Origin of the sequence: Pseudomonas chaetocerotis (genome assembly GCF_015712105.2) — a bacterium.
Classification (GTDB): Bacteria; Pseudomonadota; Gammaproteobacteria; order Pseudomonadales; family Pseudomonadaceae; genus Aquipseudomonas; species Aquipseudomonas chaetocerotis.
Genome location: NZ_JACFYX020000011.1, coordinates 171,290 through 193,837, shown reverse-complemented (window position 1 = coordinate 193,837; position 22,548 = coordinate 171,290). Strand labels below are relative to the sequence as shown.

21 protein-coding genes, 2 tRNA genes and 1 pseudogene are annotated in these 22,548 nt (G+C 60.1%); 17 read left to right on the top strand and 7 right to left on the bottom strand.

Features of this window, described 5'->3' with window-relative positions:
* The first annotated feature begins 138 nt into the window (after window positions 1–138).
* The gene (locus H3221_RS19660; protein WP_196474796.1) at window positions 139–363 is read left to right on the top strand and encodes a hypothetical protein; all 225 of its coding nucleotides are present in this window, start codon (window positions 139–141) and stop codon (window positions 361–363) included.
* Between the two features lie 57 nt (window positions 364–420).
* A pseudogene (locus tag H3221_RS25655) lies at window positions 421–522 on the top strand (Txe/YoeB family addiction module toxin); the annotation flags it as partial.
* Window positions 523–618: 96 nt separating this feature from the next.
* On the opposite strand, the gene H3221_RS19655 reads toward H3221_RS25655, so the two are convergent.
* The 3 genes from H3221_RS19655 to H3221_RS19645 form a co-directional block, all read right to left on the bottom strand.
* Window positions 619–752 (bottom strand) — tRNA-OTHER (locus H3221_RS19655).
* 71 nt (window positions 753–823) lie between these two features.
* Window positions 824–1,642, bottom strand: coding sequence for a DUF5677 domain-containing protein (locus H3221_RS19650; protein WP_196474797.1), 819 nt, complete (start codon window positions 1,640–1,642; stop codon window positions 824–826).
* A 14-nt stretch (window positions 1,643–1,656) separates the two neighbouring features.
* Entirely contained in the window at window positions 1,657–3,375 is a 1,719-nt protein-coding gene (locus tag H3221_RS19645; protein WP_196474798.1) for an ATP-dependent nuclease, read from the bottom strand.
* 499 nt (window positions 3,376–3,874) lie between these two features.
* Between H3221_RS19645 and H3221_RS19640 the strand changes: the two genes are divergently transcribed.
* The 4 genes from H3221_RS19640 to H3221_RS19625 all read left to right on the top strand — a co-directional run bounded on the left by H3221_RS19640 (window position 3,875) and on the right by H3221_RS19625 (window position 6,829).
* The gene (locus tag H3221_RS19640) at window positions 3,875–4,453 is read left to right on the top strand and encodes a recombinase family protein (protein WP_196474799.1); all 579 of its coding nucleotides are present in this window, start codon (window positions 3,875–3,877) and stop codon (window positions 4,451–4,453) included.
* A gap of 381 nt (window positions 4,454–4,834) precedes the next feature.
* A complete protein-coding gene (locus tag H3221_RS19635) occupies window positions 4,835–5,080 on the top strand; it encodes a hypothetical protein (protein WP_196474800.1) in 246 nt (81 codons plus the stop codon).
* 89 nt (window positions 5,081–5,169) lie between these two features.
* The gene (locus tag H3221_RS19630; protein ID WP_196474801.1) at window positions 5,170–6,069 is read left to right on the top strand and encodes a ParB N-terminal domain-containing protein; all 900 of its coding nucleotides are present in this window, start codon (window positions 5,170–5,172) and stop codon (window positions 6,067–6,069) included.
* Between the two features lie 277 nt (window positions 6,070–6,346).
* Window positions 6,347–6,829, top strand: a complete 483-nt coding sequence (locus H3221_RS19625) for an RNase H family protein (RefSeq protein WP_196474802.1) — start codon at window positions 6,347–6,349, stop codon at window positions 6,827–6,829.
* 14 nt (window positions 6,830–6,843) lie between these two features.
* On the opposite strand, the gene H3221_RS19620 is transcribed toward H3221_RS19625, so the two are convergent.
* The 3 genes from H3221_RS19620 to H3221_RS19610 form a co-directional block, all read right to left on the bottom strand.
* A complete protein-coding gene (locus H3221_RS19620; RefSeq protein WP_196474803.1) occupies window positions 6,844–8,550 on the bottom strand; it encodes a site-specific integrase in 1,707 nt (568 codons plus the stop codon).
* A gap of 97 nt (window positions 8,551–8,647) precedes the next feature.
* Window positions 8,648–8,737 (bottom strand) — tRNA-Ser (locus H3221_RS19615).
* 92 nt (window positions 8,738–8,829) lie between these two features.
* Entirely contained in the window at window positions 8,830–9,048 is a 219-nt protein-coding gene (locus H3221_RS19610; protein ID WP_196474804.1) for a hypothetical protein, read from the bottom strand.
* 186 nt (window positions 9,049–9,234) lie between these two features.
* Between H3221_RS19610 and H3221_RS19605 the strand changes: the two genes are divergently transcribed.
* Window positions 9,235–9,924, top strand: coding sequence for a crotonase/enoyl-CoA hydratase family protein (locus H3221_RS19605; RefSeq protein WP_196474805.1), 690 nt, complete (start codon window positions 9,235–9,237; stop codon window positions 9,922–9,924).
* 132 nt (window positions 9,925–10,056) lie between these two features.
* Here the strand turns inward: H3221_RS19605 and H3221_RS19600 are convergent, their stop codons facing one another.
* Window positions 10,057–10,449 carry a hypothetical protein gene (locus H3221_RS19600; protein WP_196474806.1) on the bottom strand — a complete coding sequence of 131 codons (393 nt, stop codon included), beginning with the start codon at window positions 10,447–10,449 and terminating at the stop codon, window positions 10,057–10,059.
* A gap of 154 nt (window positions 10,450–10,603) precedes the next feature.
* Between H3221_RS19600 and H3221_RS19595 the strand changes: the two genes are divergently transcribed.
* The 10 genes from H3221_RS19595 (at window position 10,604) to nirD (ending at window position 22,520) form a co-directional block, all read left to right on the top strand.
* Window positions 10,604–10,918 (top strand): hypothetical protein, encoded by a 315-nt coding sequence (locus tag H3221_RS19595; RefSeq protein ID WP_012018520.1) that lies wholly within the window; start codon window positions 10,604–10,606, stop codon window positions 10,916–10,918.
* Window positions 10,919–11,303: 385 nt separating this feature from the next.
* The gene (locus H3221_RS19590) at window positions 11,304–12,587 is read left to right on the top strand and encodes a CmpA/NrtA family ABC transporter substrate-binding protein (protein ID WP_196474807.1); all 1,284 of its coding nucleotides are present in this window, start codon (window positions 11,304–11,306) and stop codon (window positions 12,585–12,587) included.
* 12 nt (window positions 12,588–12,599) lie between these two features.
* Window positions 12,600–13,451 carry a nitrate ABC transporter permease gene (gene ntrB / locus H3221_RS19585; protein WP_196474808.1) on the top strand — a complete coding sequence of 284 codons (852 nt, stop codon included), beginning with the start codon at window positions 12,600–12,602 and terminating at the stop codon, window positions 13,449–13,451.
* Window positions 13,452–13,633: 182 nt separating this feature from the next.
* Window positions 13,634–14,425, top strand: a complete 792-nt coding sequence (locus tag H3221_RS19580) for an ABC transporter ATP-binding protein (protein ID WP_160018003.1) — start codon at window positions 13,634–13,636, stop codon at window positions 14,423–14,425.
* A 95-nt stretch (window positions 14,426–14,520) separates the two neighbouring features.
* Window positions 14,521–15,210 (top strand): polysaccharide lyase family 7 protein, encoded by a 690-nt coding sequence (locus tag H3221_RS19575; RefSeq protein WP_196474809.1) that lies wholly within the window; start codon window positions 14,521–14,523, stop codon window positions 15,208–15,210.
* 48 nt (window positions 15,211–15,258) lie between these two features.
* Window positions 15,259–15,702: a thioesterase family protein gene (locus H3221_RS19570; RefSeq protein ID WP_125834380.1), complete on the top strand. Its 444-nt coding sequence runs from the start codon at window positions 15,259–15,261 to the stop codon at window positions 15,700–15,702.
* Window positions 15,703–16,398: 696 nt separating this feature from the next.
* Window positions 16,399–17,610, top strand: coding sequence for a nitrate/nitrite transporter (locus tag H3221_RS19565; RefSeq protein WP_196474810.1), 1,212 nt, complete (start codon window positions 16,399–16,401; stop codon window positions 17,608–17,610).
* A gap of 116 nt (window positions 17,611–17,726) precedes the next feature.
* Complete coding sequence (locus H3221_RS19560; protein WP_196474811.1) at window positions 17,727–19,394, top strand: bifunctional protein-serine/threonine kinase/phosphatase; 1,668 nt, start codon at window positions 17,727–17,729, stop codon at window positions 19,392–19,394.
* Window positions 19,395–19,749: 355 nt separating this feature from the next.
* A complete protein-coding gene (nirB, locus tag H3221_RS19555) occupies window positions 19,750–22,206 on the top strand; it encodes a nitrite reductase large subunit NirB (RefSeq protein WP_196474812.1) in 2,457 nt (818 codons plus the stop codon).
* On the top strand, window positions 22,203–22,520 hold the full coding sequence (gene nirD, locus H3221_RS19550) for a nitrite reductase small subunit NirD (protein WP_196474813.1): 318 nt from the start codon (window positions 22,203–22,205) through the stop codon (window positions 22,518–22,520). Before nirB ends, nirD begins: the two co-directional genes overlap by 4 nt.
* Window positions 22,521–22,548 lie beyond the last annotated feature (28 nt).

Sequence of the window (22,548 nt, the reverse complement as noted above, 5' to 3'; positions counted from 1 at the left end):
TACTATCGCTCTGCTGCATTGCAGGTTCATGACGGCTGCCAGGTTTCCCGGCACCCACCCGTCCGCTCGTCGATGCGTTGCAATATTTCAGAAACACTCGCCCAGTACCTTGCAGTCCTCTAAAACGAGGGCTTCACCTTGATTCGCAATGTACGCAAGACGCTGGACTCCATCGCAGCCAACAACGAGGACGCCGCCTTCGCTTTAATGCGCGCTGCAGAGAACACCCAAGACGAGGTGCTACGCCAGCACATGCTTCGACTGATTCACCGCCTGAATCAGGACGCTGTAGACCTTCGTGTTCTGCGCGACGAAGTCTTTAACCCCGCCACCAAGCGTCCCCTTTCAGTCAACATTCAGTGACCCTTTGTCCAACCTCTCTCCTATCGCTGGAACACCTGCTTTTAGCGGTATTGGCGAGCTGACTCCAAACGTATCAACATTCAGCATCGCCTGATCTATCAGGTGCTGCAGGATGAACAGACCGTCAAAGTGCTCCGTCTCTGGTCGCTCCACGAGTAAACCGGGCTTTCGACACTTCTTCGACACTTGCCGAAAGCTAAAAAGCAAAAAGCCCCGAAAACTTCTCAGTTCTCAGGGCTTTAGATATTGCGAAAGTGGCGGTGAAGAAGAGATTCGAACTCTTGAGACCACACCAAAACCGGAAACCCCATGGAACACGGGCCTTTTAGACAAAACCCGCTACAGCAAGTGTACGCACACTGTGTACTCATCACCAGCGCCATTTCACCAACGTCATGGGGGAGCTTCCAGTGTTTACGCTGGGGGCCTCACACGTCCGTCACACAGAAAAGGGATGAGCTCACGCGCCAGGCTCCAGCCTCTTAAATTCTTCAATGGAAGCGCTAAATTCAGCAGAAAGTGGATAATCAAAAAGCTCCGCCAATCCCGCAATTACATTCGAAACATAAAAGCCCGTATCAAAAACTATTCTGTCCGCATCTAAGAAACTGATACGGTTACTTACAGCCCTGACAACATCGCCCTGATCTTCTTCACTAAGATATTCCACAAATGCTCTTGGACCAGTATGTACCGAAGCGCTGTAAATACGATAACGTAAATTATAGATATTTTGACAGCCTACGCCCTTCGCATTCTCGTACGAATTAAATGCTTGCAGCCTCCCCTCATCGATCTCACTGCGCAAGTCATTTAAAGATTCATCTGAGAACAATCCCACCACAGTCTCATCGAAAAGTTCCTTAGGCAATTCATGCCGAGCAACCTTCAATAACTTCAGGCGCTCTACGCTGTCTACTTGAAAGTACCTCAAGAAAAAGCTTTGATCATTTATTGCGTTAGCAACTAAAAAATAAGCATCCAGAAAGACACGAAAAAGGGCCTTAACCTCCTGCCTAGCACCCAGCATAGAAAGAATATAAATTGACTCTGACACATCCAGGAGTCGCACGTATAACACCAAGGCCGTTAACCTTTGTTTCTCCACATCCGAGACTTGATTGCAAGGGACATTAAGTTCTCCACTAATCTCCCTTGCGCGCAAAAGCAAATCGCGCGCTGCCTTTTGCAATACATCGGAAACTACCGAGCGCGCACTCAACACAACATCCAACTCTGGAGAAATAAAACTCTCAGACTCAACTAAGATTTTATCCATATCCCGCCTTTGCGCTAAAAATCAACCTTATCACTCCAGGCATGATGGAGAGTGCTATTTGGCCACAATCTTTTCACTCCGGCTCTGAGTGCGTTTTCGGTAGCGAGCAGGACGGGTTTAAATTTCTCTAAGAACCCATAGTCCTCCACCGCATCTACGCGCCTCAGCATATAGTTCATGAACTGCGTCTTGTGCGTCCCATCTACCTTGAACTCACCTATCCCTTCAGCAGCGTCAGGAATAAACAATTCGAACCAGCTAGGGTGGTCAGCATGGGCTTCGAGAATCCATTCATCCGGAAACAGACCTTCAATCGCAACTCTATTTGGGATGACCACATAGTCAATATTGCCTTGAAAGCAATTTTTACCCCCCAAATATCCGTTTAGCTCTCTAACCCCCTTAAGGCCGGCATCATCCCCGTCAAACAATGAGACGACCGCAACCTCTTTTCGTATCAACTCATAATTGGCGCGGAGAAAGCCTACCAACCCTGTTACTCCACCAAAATCTCGATACTGGACTGAGCTGGATGCCAATAGCATCGGTGTATCGTACGCGTACTCACAATGAGCAGCTAACTGCCCCAAATACGTGATATCTGTTTTCCCCTCTACAAAAACGTTTACATCAGTCAAACCAAAATAATCAGAAAATTTAACTCCAAGTGACAACCTGATATTCTCAGTGGCCTCCTGCATCGTTGTATAACTGCTTAGCCTTGTACCTATACCTTTCTCACTCGAAGTAACACCCTGCACATTTCGGACAGACTGAGGCATAAAGCTCAATGAGTGAGTTGTCTTTATCACCGTAGACACACTTGCAAGTTGATCTAAAATCTTTGAACTCTGATAAGCCAATGATGGATGCATGTATGTTTCAGGCTCCTCAATCAACCAGATTATTGATTTATCCGGACTCTGCTCAGTTATCCACTTAAACGACGACAACAAAACCGCAGATTGAAGCCCCATACCCTTCGTAAAAATTGAGCTTTTACTCCTATCGCTAACCATAAGCTCAAAACCTGAAATAAGATGCTCTAAAGAGTTTCTCGGATATTCCAGCGTTGCGCTCACAACCGCATCTTTTTTACTCAACCCGCAGACAAGTAACTCCTGATTCATACTGTCAGTGAGAGATGAAATACTACCACGAATAAGGTCATCGTAGTCGCTCAGCGCCTCCGCCAACTTCTTCTTAACAAACGGCGACACAAACTCATCATACAACTGTGCAATTGATTTATTTGATGGAATATAGTAACAACGAAAGAATTCAAGCACGGAAGTCACAATTGTTTTTTGCAACGTAGAATACTGGGGCGATTTCCCATCAGCTTTCTTGGCGCCAGGGTAAACCTGATAAACGGGAAGAGTTCTATTGAAATACACATTAATCGAGAAGTTATCTGACGTTTCTACTTTTGGAATCTTCAGCATCTGCCGCAATTTCTTTAGTCTCTCAATTAGCTCCGCATCGACTAATTGATCCACCTCAAAAAAACAGGTCAAGCTGGTTTGACTGTTGCCGGAGTCAAATGGCAAATCTCTCTCCGGCTCATAATTATATTTATTTTCGTAGCCAGTAAAAAAATAGTAGAGCGCCAATAACGCATTTGTCTTCCCTGAGTTGTTAGGCCCCACCAGGGTTATTCCGTCAGAAATATTTAAAACTTGCTCCGTTGTAATGGTGCGAAAATTTTTAATTCGAATGCTTGATATCTTCATTTGTCATCCTTAACTACAGGTGTTGAGCTCAGCCTTGCCAACGCACCGCGTCAACGTAGTGTGCGAACTTTACGCTACCACCAGAGAAGTCAGTTTGCCATCATGCGTTGGATTTCTGTTCACAGGCGACGGTCGTCGTAGCTGAAGCGTTCGATTTTCCCAGGGCCCAAGGACGTACCGCGACTATTTTGGGGCAAAAAATCTGTCTGAGTTTAGTCAATAGAGACTCGGCGTATTCCCCCCCTCCCCCCACACTATCGCGGTAAGCACTGCTGCAATTAGTCGACCAACTATTGAGGTCATCGCGCCCGATTATTGTGTAGAGGTAGAGCAAACGGCCATGTCCATGGCTCATGAAGTACACCTTGTGAGCCAGGCATGGCGTCGTCGCCACGGCACGGTGGAGTGAGCCCTGCAGACTGGATCAAATGTGTTGACTTTCATTGATCCATCATGCACATTGCGAGCCTACATTCTGAGCCAGACGGAGCAAGGCACCATGACCACCATCCTCGCCTACACCCGCGTCAGTAGCGACGGCCAGTCAGTCGACGCTCAGCGCCACGCTATCGGGCAACGCTACAAGGTCAGCGACGATGGATGGTTCACCGACGAGGCCACCAGCGGCACCACCAAGGCCCTGGAGCGAGCAGGCTTCAAGGCGCTGTTCACCTTCGCAAGGAAGGGCGACACCGTCATCGTCACAGCCATCGACCGCTTGGGGCGCAACACCATCGACGTCCTGGAGACAGTCGAGGCACTGAAGGCCAAGGGCGTCACCGTCGTATCCATGCGTGAAGGCTTCGACCTATCAACTCCCACCGGCAGGCTCATGCTCACCCTGCTGGCCGGGGTCGCCGAGCTGGAGCGGGAGAACATTAAGGCCAGGCAAATGGCGGGGATCGAGAAGGCCAGGCAGGACGGTCGCAAGCTGGGCGCCCCCAAGCAGCACGACGACTCCGCTATCGCTTCCTGGAGAAAGGCGAACGGCGCAAGCATCCAGACCACTGCCGACCACTGGGGCGTCTCTACGGCCACCGTGAAGCGCGCCTGCAGGGCACACCCGGTCGAGGTCTGAGCACCACGCCAGCAGCGCGCCAAGCGACTCTAGGAGCAGGCCACAACCACTGACCAGCATCGAGCAGGGCCACCCTCACGGCCCTCCTCCAGGCCTTTTACAGCCCCCCATTGAACAACCAGCTCCAGCCCCTGCCGAACCCACCCCGGCCATTTGCGGCCACCCCTTGTGTGAACATCGCAAAGCACTGCTGGAGGCTGGGAACTATTTACGGCCCAACCTAGTGTACAGCGACGCATAAGCTCACCGGCTGCCCCCAGTACCAGGGGGAGCGAAGCGCTGTAGCCACACATCCACTTCCCCGCGACGACCACGACACCCTGCCCGGAGCACTCCAGGCGGGGCGCTGGCGTTCGCTATATCACCGAGGACTTCGATCCAATGAACACCAACAACAAGCTGGTTCGGTTGAACCTGCACCTACGTCCCGACCACCTTGACCGCCTGACGACCCTGGCTTGCGCACTGGGTAAGAAAAAGTGCCGCGATACGCGCCTGGCTGAAGCCATGGAACTGGCCCTGACAGCGGGCTTTTCCTGGGAGGATGACGACCTCCTGGACTTGGCCCGTAGCGACCGGGAGGAGCCGCGCTGGCTAGCCCTCGGCCCCATCGTTCGGGCACGGTGAGGTAGACCATGACGGAAAGACTTCGATCTGTTCCCCTGAGCGCTATCCACACCCACACGACACTGCAGAACCGGAACACGACTGCGTCCATGCGGCGCCAGCGTCGTGAAGCTGAGCAGCGAGTCGACCACATCGCCAGGCTGCAGCAGAGTATTGCGGCCAACGGCCTGGAGAAGCCCCTGGAGGTGGTCGCCATGTCTGACCATGAGGCAGCCCACACCGGGAAGCGCTTCTGGCTGGTCGGCGGCCACCACCGCCTGGAGGCTATCAAGCTCCTGGGGCATCAGGAGGTCGCTATCACGCTCCTGGACGGCCAAGGGCTGCAAGCCGCCAGGCAGCACAGCTACCGACAGAACGCAGAGCTGTTTCGCCAGTTGGAGGATGACCAGCGCATCGACAATGCCTGGCGAGCTATTAACGACCCCAGCTTCAGCAGCTTCAGGGACATGACCAACAAGGAGCTGGCCGATACCTTCAACGTCAACCCTCGGACGGTCGACCGCCTGCGGGAGCTGCGTCGGCGCTGGGCTGCACGCGAGCAGGACATTGACTATGAAACAGAGCGTAGCAAGGCCAAGGAGGACGGCCAGCAGGGTATCCGGGCCTTCAACCAGGCGTTGGACGACTACTGCAGCCACAACGCCATGGGGCTGTTCTCGCATGACTACGGCAGTCTTAAGCGGGAGCTGGGCCGGGGCACCACGGAGGCCGTCATGGAGGAACGTCAGTTGATTGCACGCACCGTCCCCACCATCGTCCAGGGGCTGAACAGCTTTGGTCTGGAGAAAATCGAGTCCATGCGTGCGGCATTGCGAGCTGCTGACGCGATACTCGCCAAGGCCAAGACTTACTACGAAGCCTGCGAACTGGCCGACGTCCGCTTCCTAGACAGCTCCAGCAGCAACCTGGAGCGCTACATCAGGAGCCAGGAGGTGGAACCGATGCTGCACAACGTGCTTGCCCCCATCGACGAGGAACCCGACTTCTGACGGGGCTCCACTTACGACCGCTGTAGGACGACTGAGTCGTAAGTCAGCGGGGCGATTGCGGCAAGGGACGACGTCGATAGGCCATGGATGGCTGCGGCTGCATCATCTATCACGCGCCCAGGGGGCTACTGGACGCCCGCGTGTCCTCCCCCCTGGGGTTTTCAGCGACGCAATGGACAGGTGTGGCCGGCTAGTGCTGCGAACAGATATTGTTGAGCCGGGCAGCACACCCTCACCCGTACACAAAATACAGACCACGGCCTGGGAGCAATCAGCAATGAGCTACCGCATTTGCGTCAAAACAGCCTCTGCGAAGAACGAGGGGGTTGGCTGGGGGGCCATCGTGCGCGTGCCGAACGGTGAGACCTGGGAGCTTGCTGGAAGCATCCCGTACGACGATGCCCAGACGGTTATCCGTGCGACGCTTCTTGGGATTGTTGAGGCGTTGGCCACGCTTCCCAAGCCAGTCGAGGTACATGTATCCACCGACGTCCAATACATCGCCGACGGGTGCAGCAAGTACCTGGACAAGTGGGTGGCACGGGGATGGCGACGCAAGGATAAAAAGCGGGTGGCACACCGTGATTTGTGGGAGCTGATCATCCAAGAGCGAAACCGCCACCAGCTTACGGTGACATGGAAAGACCTGGGCCAGGAAGGTCAACTAGCGCAAAGCGTGGCCACCATCGGCCAGGAAGGCGAGCGTTGGTTCAAGCGCCACCTCCCCGCCGAACCGGCGCCGCATGAAGCCCCGTCTTGAGCCCGCTGGCGCGATTATGGAAGCAGCCCAGCCATGCGGGCGATGCTGGGGTACTTCGCCAGCTCCTCTGCCATGCGCACCAATGGCTTCCCTCCATACCCATCACCTTCGCCCGGTGCAGAATGCCCCGTGAGCCAGTCGTGGACTTCCTTCGGCACCCCAACCTCCCTGCACAGCGTCTTGAAGGTGTGGCGAAAGCCATGAAAGGGAGCCGCCTCAACAGTCATACCAAGCTCTCGACGGAGGTAACGCCCCCAAGCCAGACCGACACCATGCCCGAGGCCATTGGACGAGTGCTCTATCAAGCGGGGGAAGACAGACCCTTCCTTTGGTAGCGACTCCACGTAACGGACGAATCCCAACTCCAGCAAATCGGCATGAAGAGGAACCCGACGCCGGCTAGTCGGCCCCTTGACCGATTTATCGTCATCAGGACGGAGCGTTGCATACCAGATGCCGGTGTCAGGGCAGCGCACGACGTCCGAAACCAGGAGCTGCGCCACCTCTTCACGCCTGGCACCTGTGTAGGCCAGCAACAAAGGAATCCAGTAAAGCGCCTCCCCGAAATCGGCTCGCGCTGGCTTCCATTCACCCCGAAAAAGCGGACTACCAAACATCCGACGCAGGTCGGCCTTCGTGAAAGACTTGTCCTCCCCTGTCCGGGTCTCCTGGCGCGCCGCAGCTTTCGCCAGCGTTTTGAGAATACCTGAGGCCGAAACCGGCTCTTCGTCCATGGCCTCCAGGCGTTTCACACCGAAGTTCAATATGGCGCGCAGGGCATTGAGCTGTTTGTAGATGGTGGACAAATTAGCCTTTGGGAGTCCTTCAGCTTCAGCCTTGGCGATAGCCTGGGGAGCGCTCAGGCCACGGATGCCCTGCCCCTTGGTAGGCAACTTGCCCAGGGCCACCCGGAAGTCCCCGACCAAGCTTCGCGTGATTGAGCGCACCTCCATATCGCCGTACAACTCATGGAAGCGGCGAACCATCCCGCCGAACTCGTCTACGGTCTTACCGGCCTTGGCATCCGTCAGAAGCTTGTCCTCGGCCCACTTCTCGAACACTTGGGAGAGCGTCAGGGCACCAGGCTTGGCTTCGAAGGACAACGGTGCGTGAGGAGCTACAGGAGGTGGTGGCACGTAACGCCCGCCCTTGGTCATACGGGCAAGGCACAGGGCGGACAGGTCACAGAAGACCGGCCAGAACGCGTCGACCAGAACGCCATGGAGGTCGGTTCCCTCAACTACCTCGGGATACTGGTGTGCTTCCAGCGTGCTACGAATGAAGGGGGCCACCCACGGGGTGACGTCCGACTCCTCGTCAACCAGGCTTTGCACCGCCCCCCAACTAGGAACGTCCATCGCCTGCCCCGTCGCCTGATCCACAATCGACTCTACCGACCGCACAAGGTAAATGCCGTAGTCGCCACTCTCCTCCAGCGCCGCCAGCGTTTCACGGAACCACCTGGCCGCCAACTGCTGGGCGTCGCTAGCATCAAGCTTGAAGCCGTCGAGGTGCACAGCCCGAAGCAAAGCGAAGTGCTGCTTGCACTCCTGATCTACAGCCGGGAAGCGCTTGGCGGCGTCAGCGGGGTCACGCGTGCCCAGGCTCCGCTTCCAGCGAGCGTGGGGCTTGAACAGGTGGGCGAGGTCTTTAGGGTAACGCGTCTTGTACTCGTAGACGCCGCGAGAATCTTTGGTCGGACGGGTCATCGCCAAGGCCATGTGTGTACGCTCCCGGTGTACGCATGTCGGGAGGGTTGACGGTTGCCAGAAAGCAAAAAACCCCTGAAAGACTGCTCTCTCAGGGGTTTCGCGAAAGTGGCGGTGAAGAAGAGATTCGAACTCTTGATACGGTTTCCCGTATACACACTTTCCAGGCGTGCTCCTTCAACCACTCGGACACTTCACCGGATCTCGACGTTTGGCGTTTACCCCGTCGAGGCGCGCTAATGTAGTCGAATGTTTTCCCGATGGCAAATTTTTTTTAAAGGATTCATGCGCTTAAGAGCGTAGCGAGCTTTCGTCCTGTTCCTCGCAGGACTGCTCATCAAAACGAATATGGCCGAACAGCAGAAAACCCAGGGACATGAACAGGCCCAAACCGAACAGCAGCAGCACGCCGGATGGGCTGCGCAGGTAGAGGGTTTCGCTGAGCGCGACCGATGCCAGCAGCAGACCGATCACGGTAACCATATAAAGGATGGAATAAAGGGTATTCATGGGCAGCTCCTGCAGTTCGCTGCCCACCTTAAAGACCTGGCTTTGCGCGCGACCAATTGCCATCCGCCATCGCCGCGATAGGCAAAATCACTGACCAGCCAGTCAGCCGCGGCGCTTTACCAGAGCGCTGCGGCTGAGTACCTTCTGCCCACATTCGCCCCCAAGGCTTTAACAAGGAAAACCGCCATGAGCGACCTGATCAGCTATCAACTCGAAGACGGCATCGCCACCCTCACCCTGAGCAATGGCAAGGTCAATGCCATCTCGCCCGATGTGATCGCTGCGTTCAATGCTGCCCTCGACCGCGCCGAGCAGGATCGCGCCATCGTCGTCATCACTGGCCAGCCGGGTATTCTTTCCGGCGGCTACGACCTGAAGGTGATGACCTCCGGCCCGCAGAATGCAATCAACCTGGTAGCGGCCGGCTCTACGCTGGCGCGGCGCATGCTCGCGCACCCCTACCCGATCATCGTCGCCTGCCCGGGTCATGCCGTGGCCAAGGGGGCGTTCATCCTGCTGTCGGCCGATTACCGTATCGGCGTGGAAGGTCCGTTCAACATCGGCCTGAACGAAGTGCAGATCGGCATGACCATGCACCATGTCGGCATCGAGTTGGCCCGTGATCGCCTGCGCAAGTCGGCGTTCCACCGTTCGGTGATCAATGGCGAGATGTTCGACCCGGCTGGCGCGGTGGATGCTGGCTTCCTGGACAAGGTGGTGCCGGCCGAACAACTGCTGGCTACCACTCAGGCAGTGGCGCAGCAGATGAAGAAGATCAACATGACGGCCCACAGGAGTACCAAGCTGAAGGTGCGCAAGGCGCTGCTGGAAACCCTCGATGCCGCCATCGAGATGGACAAGCAACACCTGCTGTAACTCGCGGTGAGGCATGAATCAGAAGCGTCGCTTCCGTTGAGGTCGCGGCGCTTTTTTTGAGCATCTCGCTGGTTAGTCCGCCGTTGAATGTCGGTACATATCGCATATTGGTGCGAGCGGCGCACCCTACGGTCAGCCGGAATAGTCCAGAGCCGTCCAGGCTCGGCTCAGGCCTTGCGCGAGCACGCAGCCGGGCTGGCTCAGTTGCTCGTTGAAGGCGGCCGGCAACAGCGTGGTTTCACCCTCTGCAGCACCATGGCGTTCGGTCAACCACTGCAGCTTGCCGCAGTTGGGCGTTTCGATCACGTAACTGGCGGCAATGTTGGAGTGATGGCTGGGCAGTCGAATCACGTCGAGCACTCTGCCCACCTCCTCGACACGCTGGCCATCGGAAACCAGTACAGCCCAGGCCTGTTCGCCCTCGATCACCAGGTATGCACCGTTGGCCTGTGGCCGATCTATCTGCGGTTGCGCGCAGCCGCTCAGCAGGACCAATAGCACAATCGTCATCAGCATCTGTTGCATTGCCAATACCCCCTTGCAAGGCGCCCACCTTCAGGCAGTGGACGGGTTGTTGTCACCTAAGTGAGGCCAATATCACTCAATACTGTTTATTTGTACAGTACTTTTCGATTAGGCTAGATCACAGGCAAATGATCGATTGCACAGGAGCGCCATCATGCTGGACGTACTGCAGCTGAAACACCGAGTGAACCGCATGCCGCTGGAGCGGGTGCGCGAGATGGTCGAGGAACTGCAACTCGAAGGCATCGTCACTGAGAGCCGCACTCCCTTCAATCGCCAGCACTTCAATACCTGCTTCGCCGAGATCGAGGCGCTGCTGCAGCGCGCCGGCTACCATCGGCAACTGGATGTGGTGGGCTATCAGGGGCTGGCCTATGCACTGTTCGATCCAGCTCGCTGGGAGGCCGTCGAAGTGCTGCGCTGGTTGCGCGACTTCGTCGAGGAAGCGCGCGTTCAACCAGCATCCTGATCCTGCGTTACGAACCAAAAAGGCTCAGCGACGCCCGCTCATGCACGGCATTGGCTCAGTCGCATGCAGAGCGAGCCGCGCGTCCGTTGACTCCGCGCATTGCTAAATCACCTCATAAAATAGCTACAACTCTTTGATTATAAAAACCAACCATTGATCGAGCGGCATCCGGTTTGCGCCTGCCAGGCGCCGTATGCCGTTGCTCGGCCGTTGGCCACGAAAGCTGGCAAGCCCCTTGCTATGTCCCTGTCAACCATCCTGCGTAGCACGCCAACGGCGGCGGGCCGAGGATCACGGACAACGGCGTCCGTCAGGTCACCTTCATTTCATGGAGGTGGCCTGGCGTACGCCGTTTTTGTTTATGCGCCTGACAAGGACTAGACCCATGACCGATCGTGATTCGAACAAGCCCCTGGCCACCAGCCGCCGTCACTTCCTCAAGCAATCCATCGCCCTGGCCGGTGCCGTTGGCGGTATCGCCGCACTTGGCCTGTCAGCGCCGGCTTCGCTGCGCAGCGCGGCCTGGGCGGCCGGCTCCGATGCGCCGGAGAAGTCCGCGCTAACAGTCGGCTTCATTCCCCTGACCGATTGCGCCTCGGTGGTGGTCGCCGCCACCCAGGGTTTCGGCGAGAAGTACGGCCTGACCATCAATCCGAGCAAGGAAGCTTCCTGGGCCGGCGTGCGCGACAAGCTCAACACTGGCGAACTGGATGCCGCCCATGTGCTCTACGGCATGATGTACGGCGCCCAGCTCGGCCTGGCTGGGCCGCAGCGGGACATGGCGGTGCTGATGGGGCTGAACCAAAATGGCCAGGGCATCACTCTGTCCAAGCAACTGCGTGAGGCAGGCGTGAGCAACGGCGCGCAACTGGCCGAACACGTGAAGAAAGGCGGCACGCCGCTGACCTTCGCCCAGACCTTCCCCACTGGCACCCACGCCATGTGGCTGTACTACTGGCTCGGCAGCCTGGGCATCAACCCCATGAGCGACGTGAAGACCATTGTCGTGCCGCCACCGCAGATGGTCGCCAACATGCGCGTCGGCAACATGGACGGCTTCTGCGTCGGTGAACCCTGGGGCGCGCGGGCGATCTTCGACAAGATCGGCTTCACCGCCACCACCACGCAGCAGATCTGGCCGGATCACCCGGAGAAGGTGCTCGGCACCACCCGCGCCTTCATCGAGCAGTACCCCAATGCTGCCCGCGCGCTGATCATGGCGATTCTCGAGGCCAGCCGCTTCATCGAGGCCAGCGACGAGAATCGCAAGAGCACCGCCAAGCTGATTTCCGGCAAGGCCTATGTCAACGCGCCGGTGCAGGTGATCGAGCCGCGCTTTCTCGCCCAGTACGAGGACGGCCTCGGCAACAGCTGGAAGGACGAACACGCCATGGCCTTCTGCAAGGACGGCAGCGTCAACTTCCCCTATCACTCCGATGGCATGTGGTTTCTCACCCAGTTCAAGCGCTGGGGTCTGCTCAAGGACGCGCCGGATTACGCGGCCGTGGCCGCGCAGATCAACCAGACCGCGCTCTACGCCGAGGCCGCTGGCGCCCTCAAGCTGACGGTGCCGAGTAGCCCGCTGCGCAGCAGCACGTTGATCGACGGCGTGGTCTGGGACGGCAGCAATCCAGCCGCCTACGCCGACTCCTTCACCATCAAAGCCTGACCGGAGGTGAGCATGAATGCGCCCCTGAAAACACCGCTTCCGCCAATCGCCAAACCTCGTCTGCCTGCAAAGGCCTTGCAGCCCAGCGCCGCCTCCCTGGGCAGCCTGCTCAAGGCGGGCATCGCCCCGCTGCTGGGCATCATCGCCTTCATCGGTTTCTGGTCGCTGCTGGCGCAGTACAGCGAGGGCCTGCCGGGCCCCTTGAGCACCTGGCAGGCCGCCCTGGTGCTGTTCGCCGACCCTTTCTACGACAACGGCCCCAACGACATGGGCATCGGCTGGAATATCCTCAACTCGCTCGGCCGCGTCGGAGTCGGCTTCGGCCTCGCGGCGCTGGTGGGTATTCCCCTGGGGTTCGCCATCGGCCGCTTCGCCTTTCTCGCCGGCATGCTGGCACCAATCATCAGCTTGCTGCGTCCGGTCTCGCCGCTAGCCTGGCTGCCGATTGGCCTGCTGGTGTTCGAGGCTGCCGGCCCGGCGTCGATCTGGGTGATCTTCATCAGTTCGATCTGGCCGATCATCCTCAACACCGCCGCCGGCGTGGCCAGCGTGCCGCAGGACTACCTCAACGTTGCCCGCGTACTCAAGCTGTCGGAATTCAAGGTGCTGACGCGCATCCTGTTTCCCGCCGTGCTGCCGCATCTGATGACCGGCATCCGCCTGGCCATCGGCGTGGCCTGGCTGGTGATCGTCGCCGCCGAGATGCTCACCGGCGGCATCGGTCTGGGCTTCTGGGTGTGGGACGAATGGAACAACCTCAATGTCGAGCACATTCTCATCGCCATCATCATCGTCGGCCTGGTCGGCCTGGCACTGGAGCAGATGCTGCTGTTGATCGCCAAACGCTTCGACTACGCAAGCTGAAGAGGCACGTTCGGCCAACCTCGTAGCCCGGATGAAATCCGGGGATGCGATCTGCGTTTCCGCGGATTGCATCCGGCTACGCAAGCTTACAAATTAGTTAAACAGTCGATTACAAATCATTGTTTTAAATGAAATTGTCTCCGATTAGATCCGGGACACGGCGCCAGAACGGGAGAACTCCGATGGACAAATTCGTGGAGCTGACCGCTGTCAGCAAGCACTTCGATACCAAGAAAGGCCGCTTCCAGGCACTGGCAGACGTCAACCTGAGCATCGCCCGTGGCGAGTTCGTGGCGCTGATCGGCCACTCCGGCTGCGGCAAATCAACGGTACTCAACCTGATCGCCGGCCTGCTCGACGCCAACGAGGGCGGGCTGATCTGCAACGGCCGCGAGATCGACGGCCCTGGCCCAGAGCGCGCCGTGGTGTTCCAGAACCACAGCCTGCTGCCCTGGATGACCTGCTTCGGCAACGTCCACCTGGCCGTGGAAAAGGTCTTCGGCGCGCGCGAAAGCAAGGCCCAGCTCAAGGCCCGCACCGAGCAGGCGCTGAACATGGTCGGCCTCAGCCATGCCATGCACAAACACCCAAACGAGATCTCCGGCGGCATGAAGCAGCGCGTCGGCATCGCCCGCGCCCTGGCCATGGAGCCCAAGGTGCTGCTGATGGACGAGCCGTTCGGCGCCCTCGATGCCCTGACCCGCGCGCACCTGCAGGACGAGCTGCTGCGCATCGTCGGGCAGACCCAGAGCACCGTGGTGATGGTCACCCATGACGTCGACGAGGCCGTGCTGCTGTCCGATCGCATCGTGATGATGACCAACGGCCCGGCCGCCACCGTCGGCGAAATCCTCGCCGTCGATCTGCCGCGCCCGCGTGATCGTCTGGCGCTGGCCAACGACCAGCAGTACCACGCCTACCGTACCGCCGTGCTGGAGTTTCTCTACCAGCGCCAGCAACGCCCGGCCGCCTGAGAATCAAACCGCTCTGGCTCAAGGGCTGGGGCGGTTGAACCTCTGGCCCGTTGCAGGGACGAACAAGGGCCCTCAACCGACAAGCAGAGAACCCCGTGCTCGACCTCACCACCTGGAATCTGTCAATTCCCACCGAACCGGCGCCGACCACCATCACCACCGAACGGCTGAATAATGGCTATGAAAGTCGTTATTTTCGGCGCAATGCCGACGGCAGCGTGACCTTCTGGGTGCCAGTCACTGGCTCGACCACCGCCGACGCCCGCTATCCACGCAGTGAGCTACGCGAAACCCAGCACGACGGCAGACTCGACAACTGGCTCCACGCCAGTTCGGACAGCTATCTCAGTGCCGTGCTGCAGGTCGACCAAGTGCCCAGTCGCAACAAGGTGGTAATCGGCCAGATCCACAGTACCGACGTGCCGGGCAGCCAGAACGATCCGCTGCTCAAGCTGCAATATCACTATCGACGTGGCGTTGGCCGGGTGGAGCTGCTGCTGCGCGCTCGCCCAGGCGACAGCGACGTACAAAACATCCTGCTGGCCGAGAACATCCAGCTTGGCGAGCGCTTCGGCTACGACCTGCGCGTCACGCCCAGCGGACGCATCGGCATCAGCGTGGCCAGCACCGATGGCGACAAGGGCTCGCTCTACCGCCAGTTGAGCAGCAGCTGGAGCAAGCAGTACCTGTACTTCAAGGCGGGCGCCTATATCCAGGACAATTCCGGAGCGGATAGCGAAGGTGGTCGCGTCACGTTCTATCACCTCAACAGCCTGCACCGCTGAGGAACGCGGCGGTTTACAATCGCCGCCCTCCAAGACGAAGGCTCGACCATGGCACGCCTGACCCTCGATTTTCCCGAAGACCAGTACTGCTACAGCACTCACCTGACCGTGCGCGTTACCGACATCAACGGTGCCAACCATCTGGGCAATGACTCGATGATCTCGATGATTTCCGAGGCGCGCGCCCGCTTCCTCTTCGAGTTCGGCATTCGCGAAACCGACGGCAAAGGCACTGGAATCATCGTCACCGACCTGGCCACCACCTACAGGGCGGAGGCCCATGCCCGTGACCAATTGCTGTTCGAAGTCGGCGTGATGGATTTCAACCGATATGGCGGTGACATCACCTTCCGCATCACCCGTCCGGCCGACGGCACCCTGGTGGCCATGGCCAAGTCCGGCTTCGTGTTCTTCGATTATCGTCAGTCGAAGGTGGTGCCAATGCCGGAAGCCTTCAGCGCCAAGTTCCCCAAGGTCAATCGGCTCGACTGAGTCAGCGATTGCAATGCTTCAGGGCTCCGGGCGAACAGGCGTCTGCAAACTTGCACAGTTATTGCTGCCAATACCGTGACACATCGTCATTCGTCTGCTACGCCTAGGTCAGAACAGAAAAAAGGGGGGATCGAGGATGACCGACACCTACCGCCGTGCCCGTCAAGCGGGGCTGCTCAGCAATCTGCTGGCACTCGCCCTGCTGACCGCGCCGCTACCCACTCACGCAACCAGCGTTGCCCAACTTTCCAGCGACCATCAAGCCACTTTCAGCACGCAGCGATCGCCCCATTCGGGGGCATAGACGACGCAAGCGCCTCGTTTTACGGCAACACTGCGCGTACTGAAGGTGCGTAGCGACTGATCTCAGGGCCTCTGCTCGGTTGGCTCGGCTCTTGCTTATTTCCCCGCACCAGGTAGCCAACGGCGGCCACCTCCCTCACGACAAAGACGTCGCCTCACCTCGCCTTCATGGCCTGTGGTGAAGCGGCGTTTTTTTTCGTGTTCGCCCCAGTGACCGGGGCCGGCGCAGGCATCGCGATCCGAGCCTGCACTGCAATCGCGCAAACCTGCTGTGGCTCCGGCCGCAGGGCTCTGCACCACAAGTGCACGGCCTTCCCGGCAGACGCGGCTGCCGTGTCCACGACCACGGTTCGCCGCGCCTGGCCGGGCCCCTTCTCGCTGATGAGGTGATCGATGAATACAAGTTTCTGGAAAGCCGGCCACGCCCCCACTCTGTTTGCCGCCTTCCTCTATTTCGACCTGAGCTTCATGGTCTGGTACCTGCTTGGCCCACTGGCGGTGCAGATCGCCACCGACCTCGACCTCAACGCCCAGCAGCGCGGCCTGATGGTGGCCACGCCGATTCTCGCCGGCGCCGTGCTGCGTCTGCTGATGGGCTTTCTCTGCGACCGCCTGTCACCGAAGGCCGCTGGTCTGCTCGGCCAGGTGGTGGTGATCATCGCGCTGTTCTGCGCCTGGCAGATCGGTATCGGCAGCTACGAGCAGGCGCTGCTGCTCGGTCTGTTCCTAGGTTTCGCCGGCGCAGCCTTCGCCGTCGCCCTGCCGCTGGCCTCGCAGTGGTACCCGCCGCAGCACCAGGGCAAGGCCATGGGCATCGCCGGCGCTGGTAACTCCGGTACCGTTCTGGCGGCCCTGTTCGCCCCGGGCCTGGCGGCACTGTCAGGCTGGCAGAACGTGTTCGGCTGGGCGCTGATTCCGCTGCTGGCGACCCTGGTGATCTTCGCCCTGTTGGCCAAGAACGCGCCGGAGCGACCCAAGTCCAAAGCCGTCAGCGACTACCTCAAGGCCCTCGGCGACCGTGATAGCTGGTGGTTCATGTTCTTCTACAGCGTTACCTTCGGCGGCTTTATCGGCCTGGCCAGCGCCCTGCCCGGCTACTTCAGCGACCAGTACGGGCTGAGCCCGGTGACCGCCGGTTACTACACCGCCGCCTGCGTCTTCGCCGGCAGCCTGTTGCGCCCGCTCGGCGGCGCTCTGGCCGACCGCATCGGAGGCATTCGTACACTGCTGATGATGTACACCATCGCCTCGTTGTGCATCGCCGTGGTGGGCTTCAACCTGCCCAGCGCGGCCGCCGCCCTGGCCTTTTTCGTCGCCGCCATGCTTGGCCTTGGTGCCGGCAATGGCGCGGTGTTTCAGCTGGTACCGCAGCGTTTTCGCAGGGAAATCGGCGTGATGACCGGGTTGATCGGCATGGCTGGCGGCATCGGTGGCTTCTTCCTCGCTGCCGGCCTGGGCACCATCAAGCAGCACACAGGCGACTACCAGCTGGGCCTTTGGCTGTTCGCCAGCCTCGGTGTGCTGGCCTGGATCGGCCTCCACGGAGTCAAGCAGCGCTGGCGCACCACCTGGGGTAGCGCCGCGGTGACCGCCGCACGGGTGTGAGCGGGTTCTCGACGATCCGCCACACTGCGTAGGGTGCGCCGCGCGCACCAGCGATTTGTGTCGGGCCTGGTGCGCACGGCGCACCCTACGGTCCAAATATCTACGGAAACCGCATCATGGTCCTGCAACTGAGCATCGGCGAAACCAGCGCCACCGGCCCGCGCAGCGAGAACCAGGACGCCCTGCGTGTGGTCACCCCAGCGCCAGCCCTGGCCGCCAGCAAAGGCTATCTGCTCGGTCTGGCCGATGGCGTCAGCCAGTGCGCCGACGGCGGCCTGGCCGCGCGCGCGACCCTGCAGGCACTGGCGCTGGATTACTACTCCACGCCCGAAACCTGGCCGGTGCAGCACAGCCTGGATCGCCTGCTGATCGCACATAACCGCTGGCTGCAAGCCAACGGCGGCGGCCAGCCGCTGCTGACCACCCTCACCGCCCTGGTGCTGCGCGGCCGTCGCTACACCCTGGCGCATATTGGCGACAGCCGCGCCTACCTGTGGCGCGACGGCCAACTGCTGCGCCTGACCGAGGACCACGTCTGGGAACAGCCGGGCATGCAGCACGTACTCAAGCGCGCCATGGGTCTGGATCAGCACCTGGTGGTGGACTATCGCGACGGCGAGCTGCAGGCCGGCGACCGTTTCCTGCTGGTCAGCGACGGCGTCTGGGCCTGCATCAGCGACAAGCGCATCGGGGAGCTGCTGCAACAAGGCGATGACGCCGAAGCAATCTGCCAGGCGCTGGTAGACGAGGCGCACCGCACCGGTAGCCAGGACAACGCCAGCGCCCTGCTGGTGCACATCGAGCAGCTCCCAGAAGCCGCGCTGGCCGACACCCTGGCCCAGCTCGAGCACTGGCCACTGCCGCCGCGCCTGCGCGACGGTCAGGTGTTCGAGGGTTGGCAGGTCGAAGGCCTGCTCGGCGAATCGCGCCAGTCGCTGATCTACCGGGTTCGCGACGCGGGCAACCTGCCCTGGCTGCTCAAGACCCTGCCGGCCAGCCGTGCCGGCGAGGAGCAGGCCGGCCCGGGGCTGCTGCAGGAGGAATGGTTCCTGCGCCGCGTCGCCGGTCGCCACTTCCCCGAGTTGCATGCTCTACCGCAGCGCCAGCATCTGTATTACGTGCAGCGCGAATATGCCGGCCAGACCCTGGCCGCACGCCTGCAGCAGCATGGCCCGCTGAGCCTGGCCGACTGGCAGGACCTGGCGCCGCGCCTGATCAAGGCGCTCGGCCTGTTGCACAGGCGCAATATCATCCACCGCGACATCAAGCCCGAGAACCTGCTGCTCGGCGACGACGGCGAACTGCGCGTGCTCGACTTCGGCCTGGCCTACTGCCCGGGCCTGACCCGCGACGAGGCCCACAGCCTGCCCGGCACGCCTAGCTATATTGCCCCCGAAGCCTTCGCAGGCAGCACTCCCAGTACGCAGCAGGACCTCTACGCCGCGGGCGTGACGCTCTATCACCTGCTCACTGGCCACTATCCCCACGGCGAGGTCGAGGCCTTTCAGCACCCGCGCTTCGGTCAGCCAGTGCCGGCCAGCCGCTACCGCCCGGATCTGCCGGCGTGGCTCGATGAGGTCTTGAACCGCGCGGTAGCCGCCGCCCCAGCGCAGCGCTTCGAAACCGCCGAGGAGTGGCTGCTGGCCCTGGAAAGTGGCGAACGTCAGTCTCTGAACAACCGCCCGCGACCGCTGCTGGAGCGCGAGCCGCTGCTGGTGTGGCGCAGCATGGCGCTAGTGTCGCTGCTGCTCAACCTGCTGCTGACGTTCCTGCTGCTCAAATAGCCGGCTGCGCACCAAAGCGGCGCCAAACGCCTCGCAACGGTGCAAAAAACCGCTCCACAGATCCAGCCAAATGGCTGAAAAGCCTGAAAAACCCTGATCTGATCGAGTTGGCACAAGGTCTGCATTCGCACTGCCACAAACTACATAAAGCGCGACCTTCAACGAAGAAGGCTGCACTTCCCGATAGAACGGGACCTGGACAAAGGCGTCCTCGCTAGGTGACTAGCGGGACGCCTTTTTTGTTTTTTATGGCCTGCCATCCCTGGCGGCCACTCTTCGAGCCGTCGCGGAGCGACGTTAAACATTGCTCCCGACAATTTTTTCGACCGTGATTTTTCTTCAGGAGATGGCCGGCATGCAAAAACTCAAGCTGGTGATGATCGGCAACGGCATGGCGGGTGTGCGCACCCTCGAAGAGCTGCTCAAGCTCGCCCCCGACCTCTACGACATCACCGTGTTCGGCGCCGAGCCGCACCCCAACTACAACCGCATCCTGCTCTCCCCCGTGCTGGCTGGCGAGCAGACCTTCGAGGAGATCGTGCTCAACGATCTGAACTGGTACGCGGAAAACGACATCAAGCTGTTGCTCGGGCGCAAGGTAGTCAGGATCGACCGCAGGAAGCGTGTGGTGATCGCTGACGATGGCAGCGAAGCCGAGTACGACCGCCTGCTCATTGCCACCGGTTCCAACCCCTTCATTCTGCCGATCCCGGGCAAGGACCTGGCCGGTGTGATCGGCTACCGCGACATCGCCGACACCCAGATGATGATGGACACCGCCAAGACCCATAAGCACGCGGTGGTCATCGGCGGCGGCCTGCTCGGCCTGGAAGCGGCCAACGGCCTCAAGCTGCGCGGCATGGACGTGACCGTGGTGCATATCGGCGACTGGCTGCTGGAACGCCAGCTGGACCGCACCGCTGGCGAGCTACTGCAAAAATCCCTGGAAGACCGTGGCCTGAAGTTCCTCCTGCCCAAGCACACCGCCGAGCTGCTGGACAACGGCGAAGGCCGCGTCTGTGCGGTGAAGTTCAAGGACGGCGAAGTGATCCCTGCCGACTTGGTGGTGATGGCCGCCGGCATTCGCCCCAACAGCGAGCTGGCCGAGAGCGCCGGCATCGCCTGTAACCGCGGCATTCTGGTCAACGACACCATGCAGACCTATGACCCGCGCGTCTACGCCATCGGCGAGTGCGCCAGCCACCGCGGCATCGCCTACGGACTGGTGGCGCCGCTGTTCGAACAGGCCAAGGTCTGCGCCAATCACCTGGCCCAGCTCGGCTACTCGCGCTACCAAGGCTCTGTGACCTCGACCAAGCTCAAGGTCACCGGTATCGACCTGTTCTCCGCCGGCGAATTCATGGGCGCAGAGGGCACCGAAACCATCACCCTCTCCGACCCCATCGGCGGCGTGTACAAGAAGCTGGTGATCAAGGACGACGTGCTGGTCGGTGCCTGCCTGTACGGCGACACCGCCGATGGCGGCTGGTACTTCCGCCAGATCCGCGAAAACCATAACGTCAGCGAGATCCGCGACCACCTGATGTTCGGCGAGGGCGCCATCGGCGACGTTGGCCACCAGGGCGCAGGCAAAACCGCCAACATGCCCGACAGCATGGAAATCTGCGGCTGCAACGGCGTGTGCAAGGGCACCATCGTCAAGGCCATCCAGGAAAACGGCCTGTTCTCGGTCGACGAGGTCAAGAAGCACACCAAGGCCGCCAGCTCCTGCGGCTCCTGCGCCGGTCTGGTCGAGCAGATCCTGATCAGCACCGTCGGCGGCGCTGCGGACGTCAAACCCAAAAGCGAAAAGGCCATCTGCGGCTGCTCCGATCTCAACCACGGGCAAATCCGCCAGGCAATCCGCGAGCAGCACCTGACCTCCATGGCGCAGACCATGGTGTTTCTCAACTGGAGCACGCCCAACGGCTGCGCCACCTGCCGCCCGGCGCTGAACTACTACCTGATCTCCACCTGGCCGGGCGAGGCCAAGGACGATCCACAATCGCGCCTGATCAACGAACGCGCCCACGCCAATATCCAGAAGGACGGCACCTACTCGGTGGTGCCGCGTATGTGGGGCGGCGTGACCAACCCGTCCGAGCTGCGCCGCATCGCCGATGTGGCCGACAAGTACAACGTGCCCATGGTCAAGGTAACCGGCGGCCAGCGTATCGACCTGCTGGGCATCAAGAAGGACGACCTGCCGGCCGTGTGGAAGGACCTGGACATGCCCTCCGGCCATGCTTACGGCAAGTCCATACGTACGGTGAAGACCTGCGTCGGCAGTGAGTTCTGCCGCTTTGGAACACAGAACTCGACCCAGCTCGGTATCGATCTGGAGCACGATCTGTTCAATATGTGGTCACCGCACAAGGTCAAGCTGGCGGTCTCCGGCTGTCCGCGCAACTGCGCCGAAGCCGGCATCAAGGACGTCGGCATCATCGGTGTGGACTCGGGCTTCGAGATGTACATCGGTGGCAACGGAGGGATCAAGACCGAGGTGGCCGAGTTCTTCGTCAAGGTGAAGACCGCCGAGGAGGTGCGCGAATACAACGCCGCTTTCCTCCAGCTCTATCGCGAAGAAGCCTTCTACCTGGAGCGCACCGTGCATTACATGCAGCGCGTCGGCATGGAGCACATCAAGAAGGCGGTGCTGGAAGACGACGCCAACCGCAAGGCGCTGGCCGCGCGCCTGCACTACGCCCTGTCGTTCGAGCAGGACCCGTGGAAGGAGCGCATCGAGACGCCGCAACTGAAGAAAGAGTTCGACACGATCAAGGTCGTGCAAATCGAGGAGGCCACCGTATGAACTGGCTGGATATCTGCGCCCTGGAAGAGATCAACGTGCTCGGCTCGCGCATCATCGCCGGGCCGAAAGGCGATATCGCCATCTTCCGCACCAGTAACGATGAAGTATTCGCCCTCGACGACCGCTGCCCGCACAAGGGCGGCCCGCTGTCCCAGGGACTGATCTACGGCAAGCGCGTGGCCTGCCCGCTGCACAACTGGCAGATCGAGCTGGAGTCCGGCGATGCCGTGGCGCCGGATGTGGGCTGTGCCCATCGGCACCATGCCAAGGTGGAAAGCGGCCGCGTGTTGCTGGCCCTCACTCATAGCAGCTAGCCAGCCCTGTGGGAGGCGCTTCTGCGGC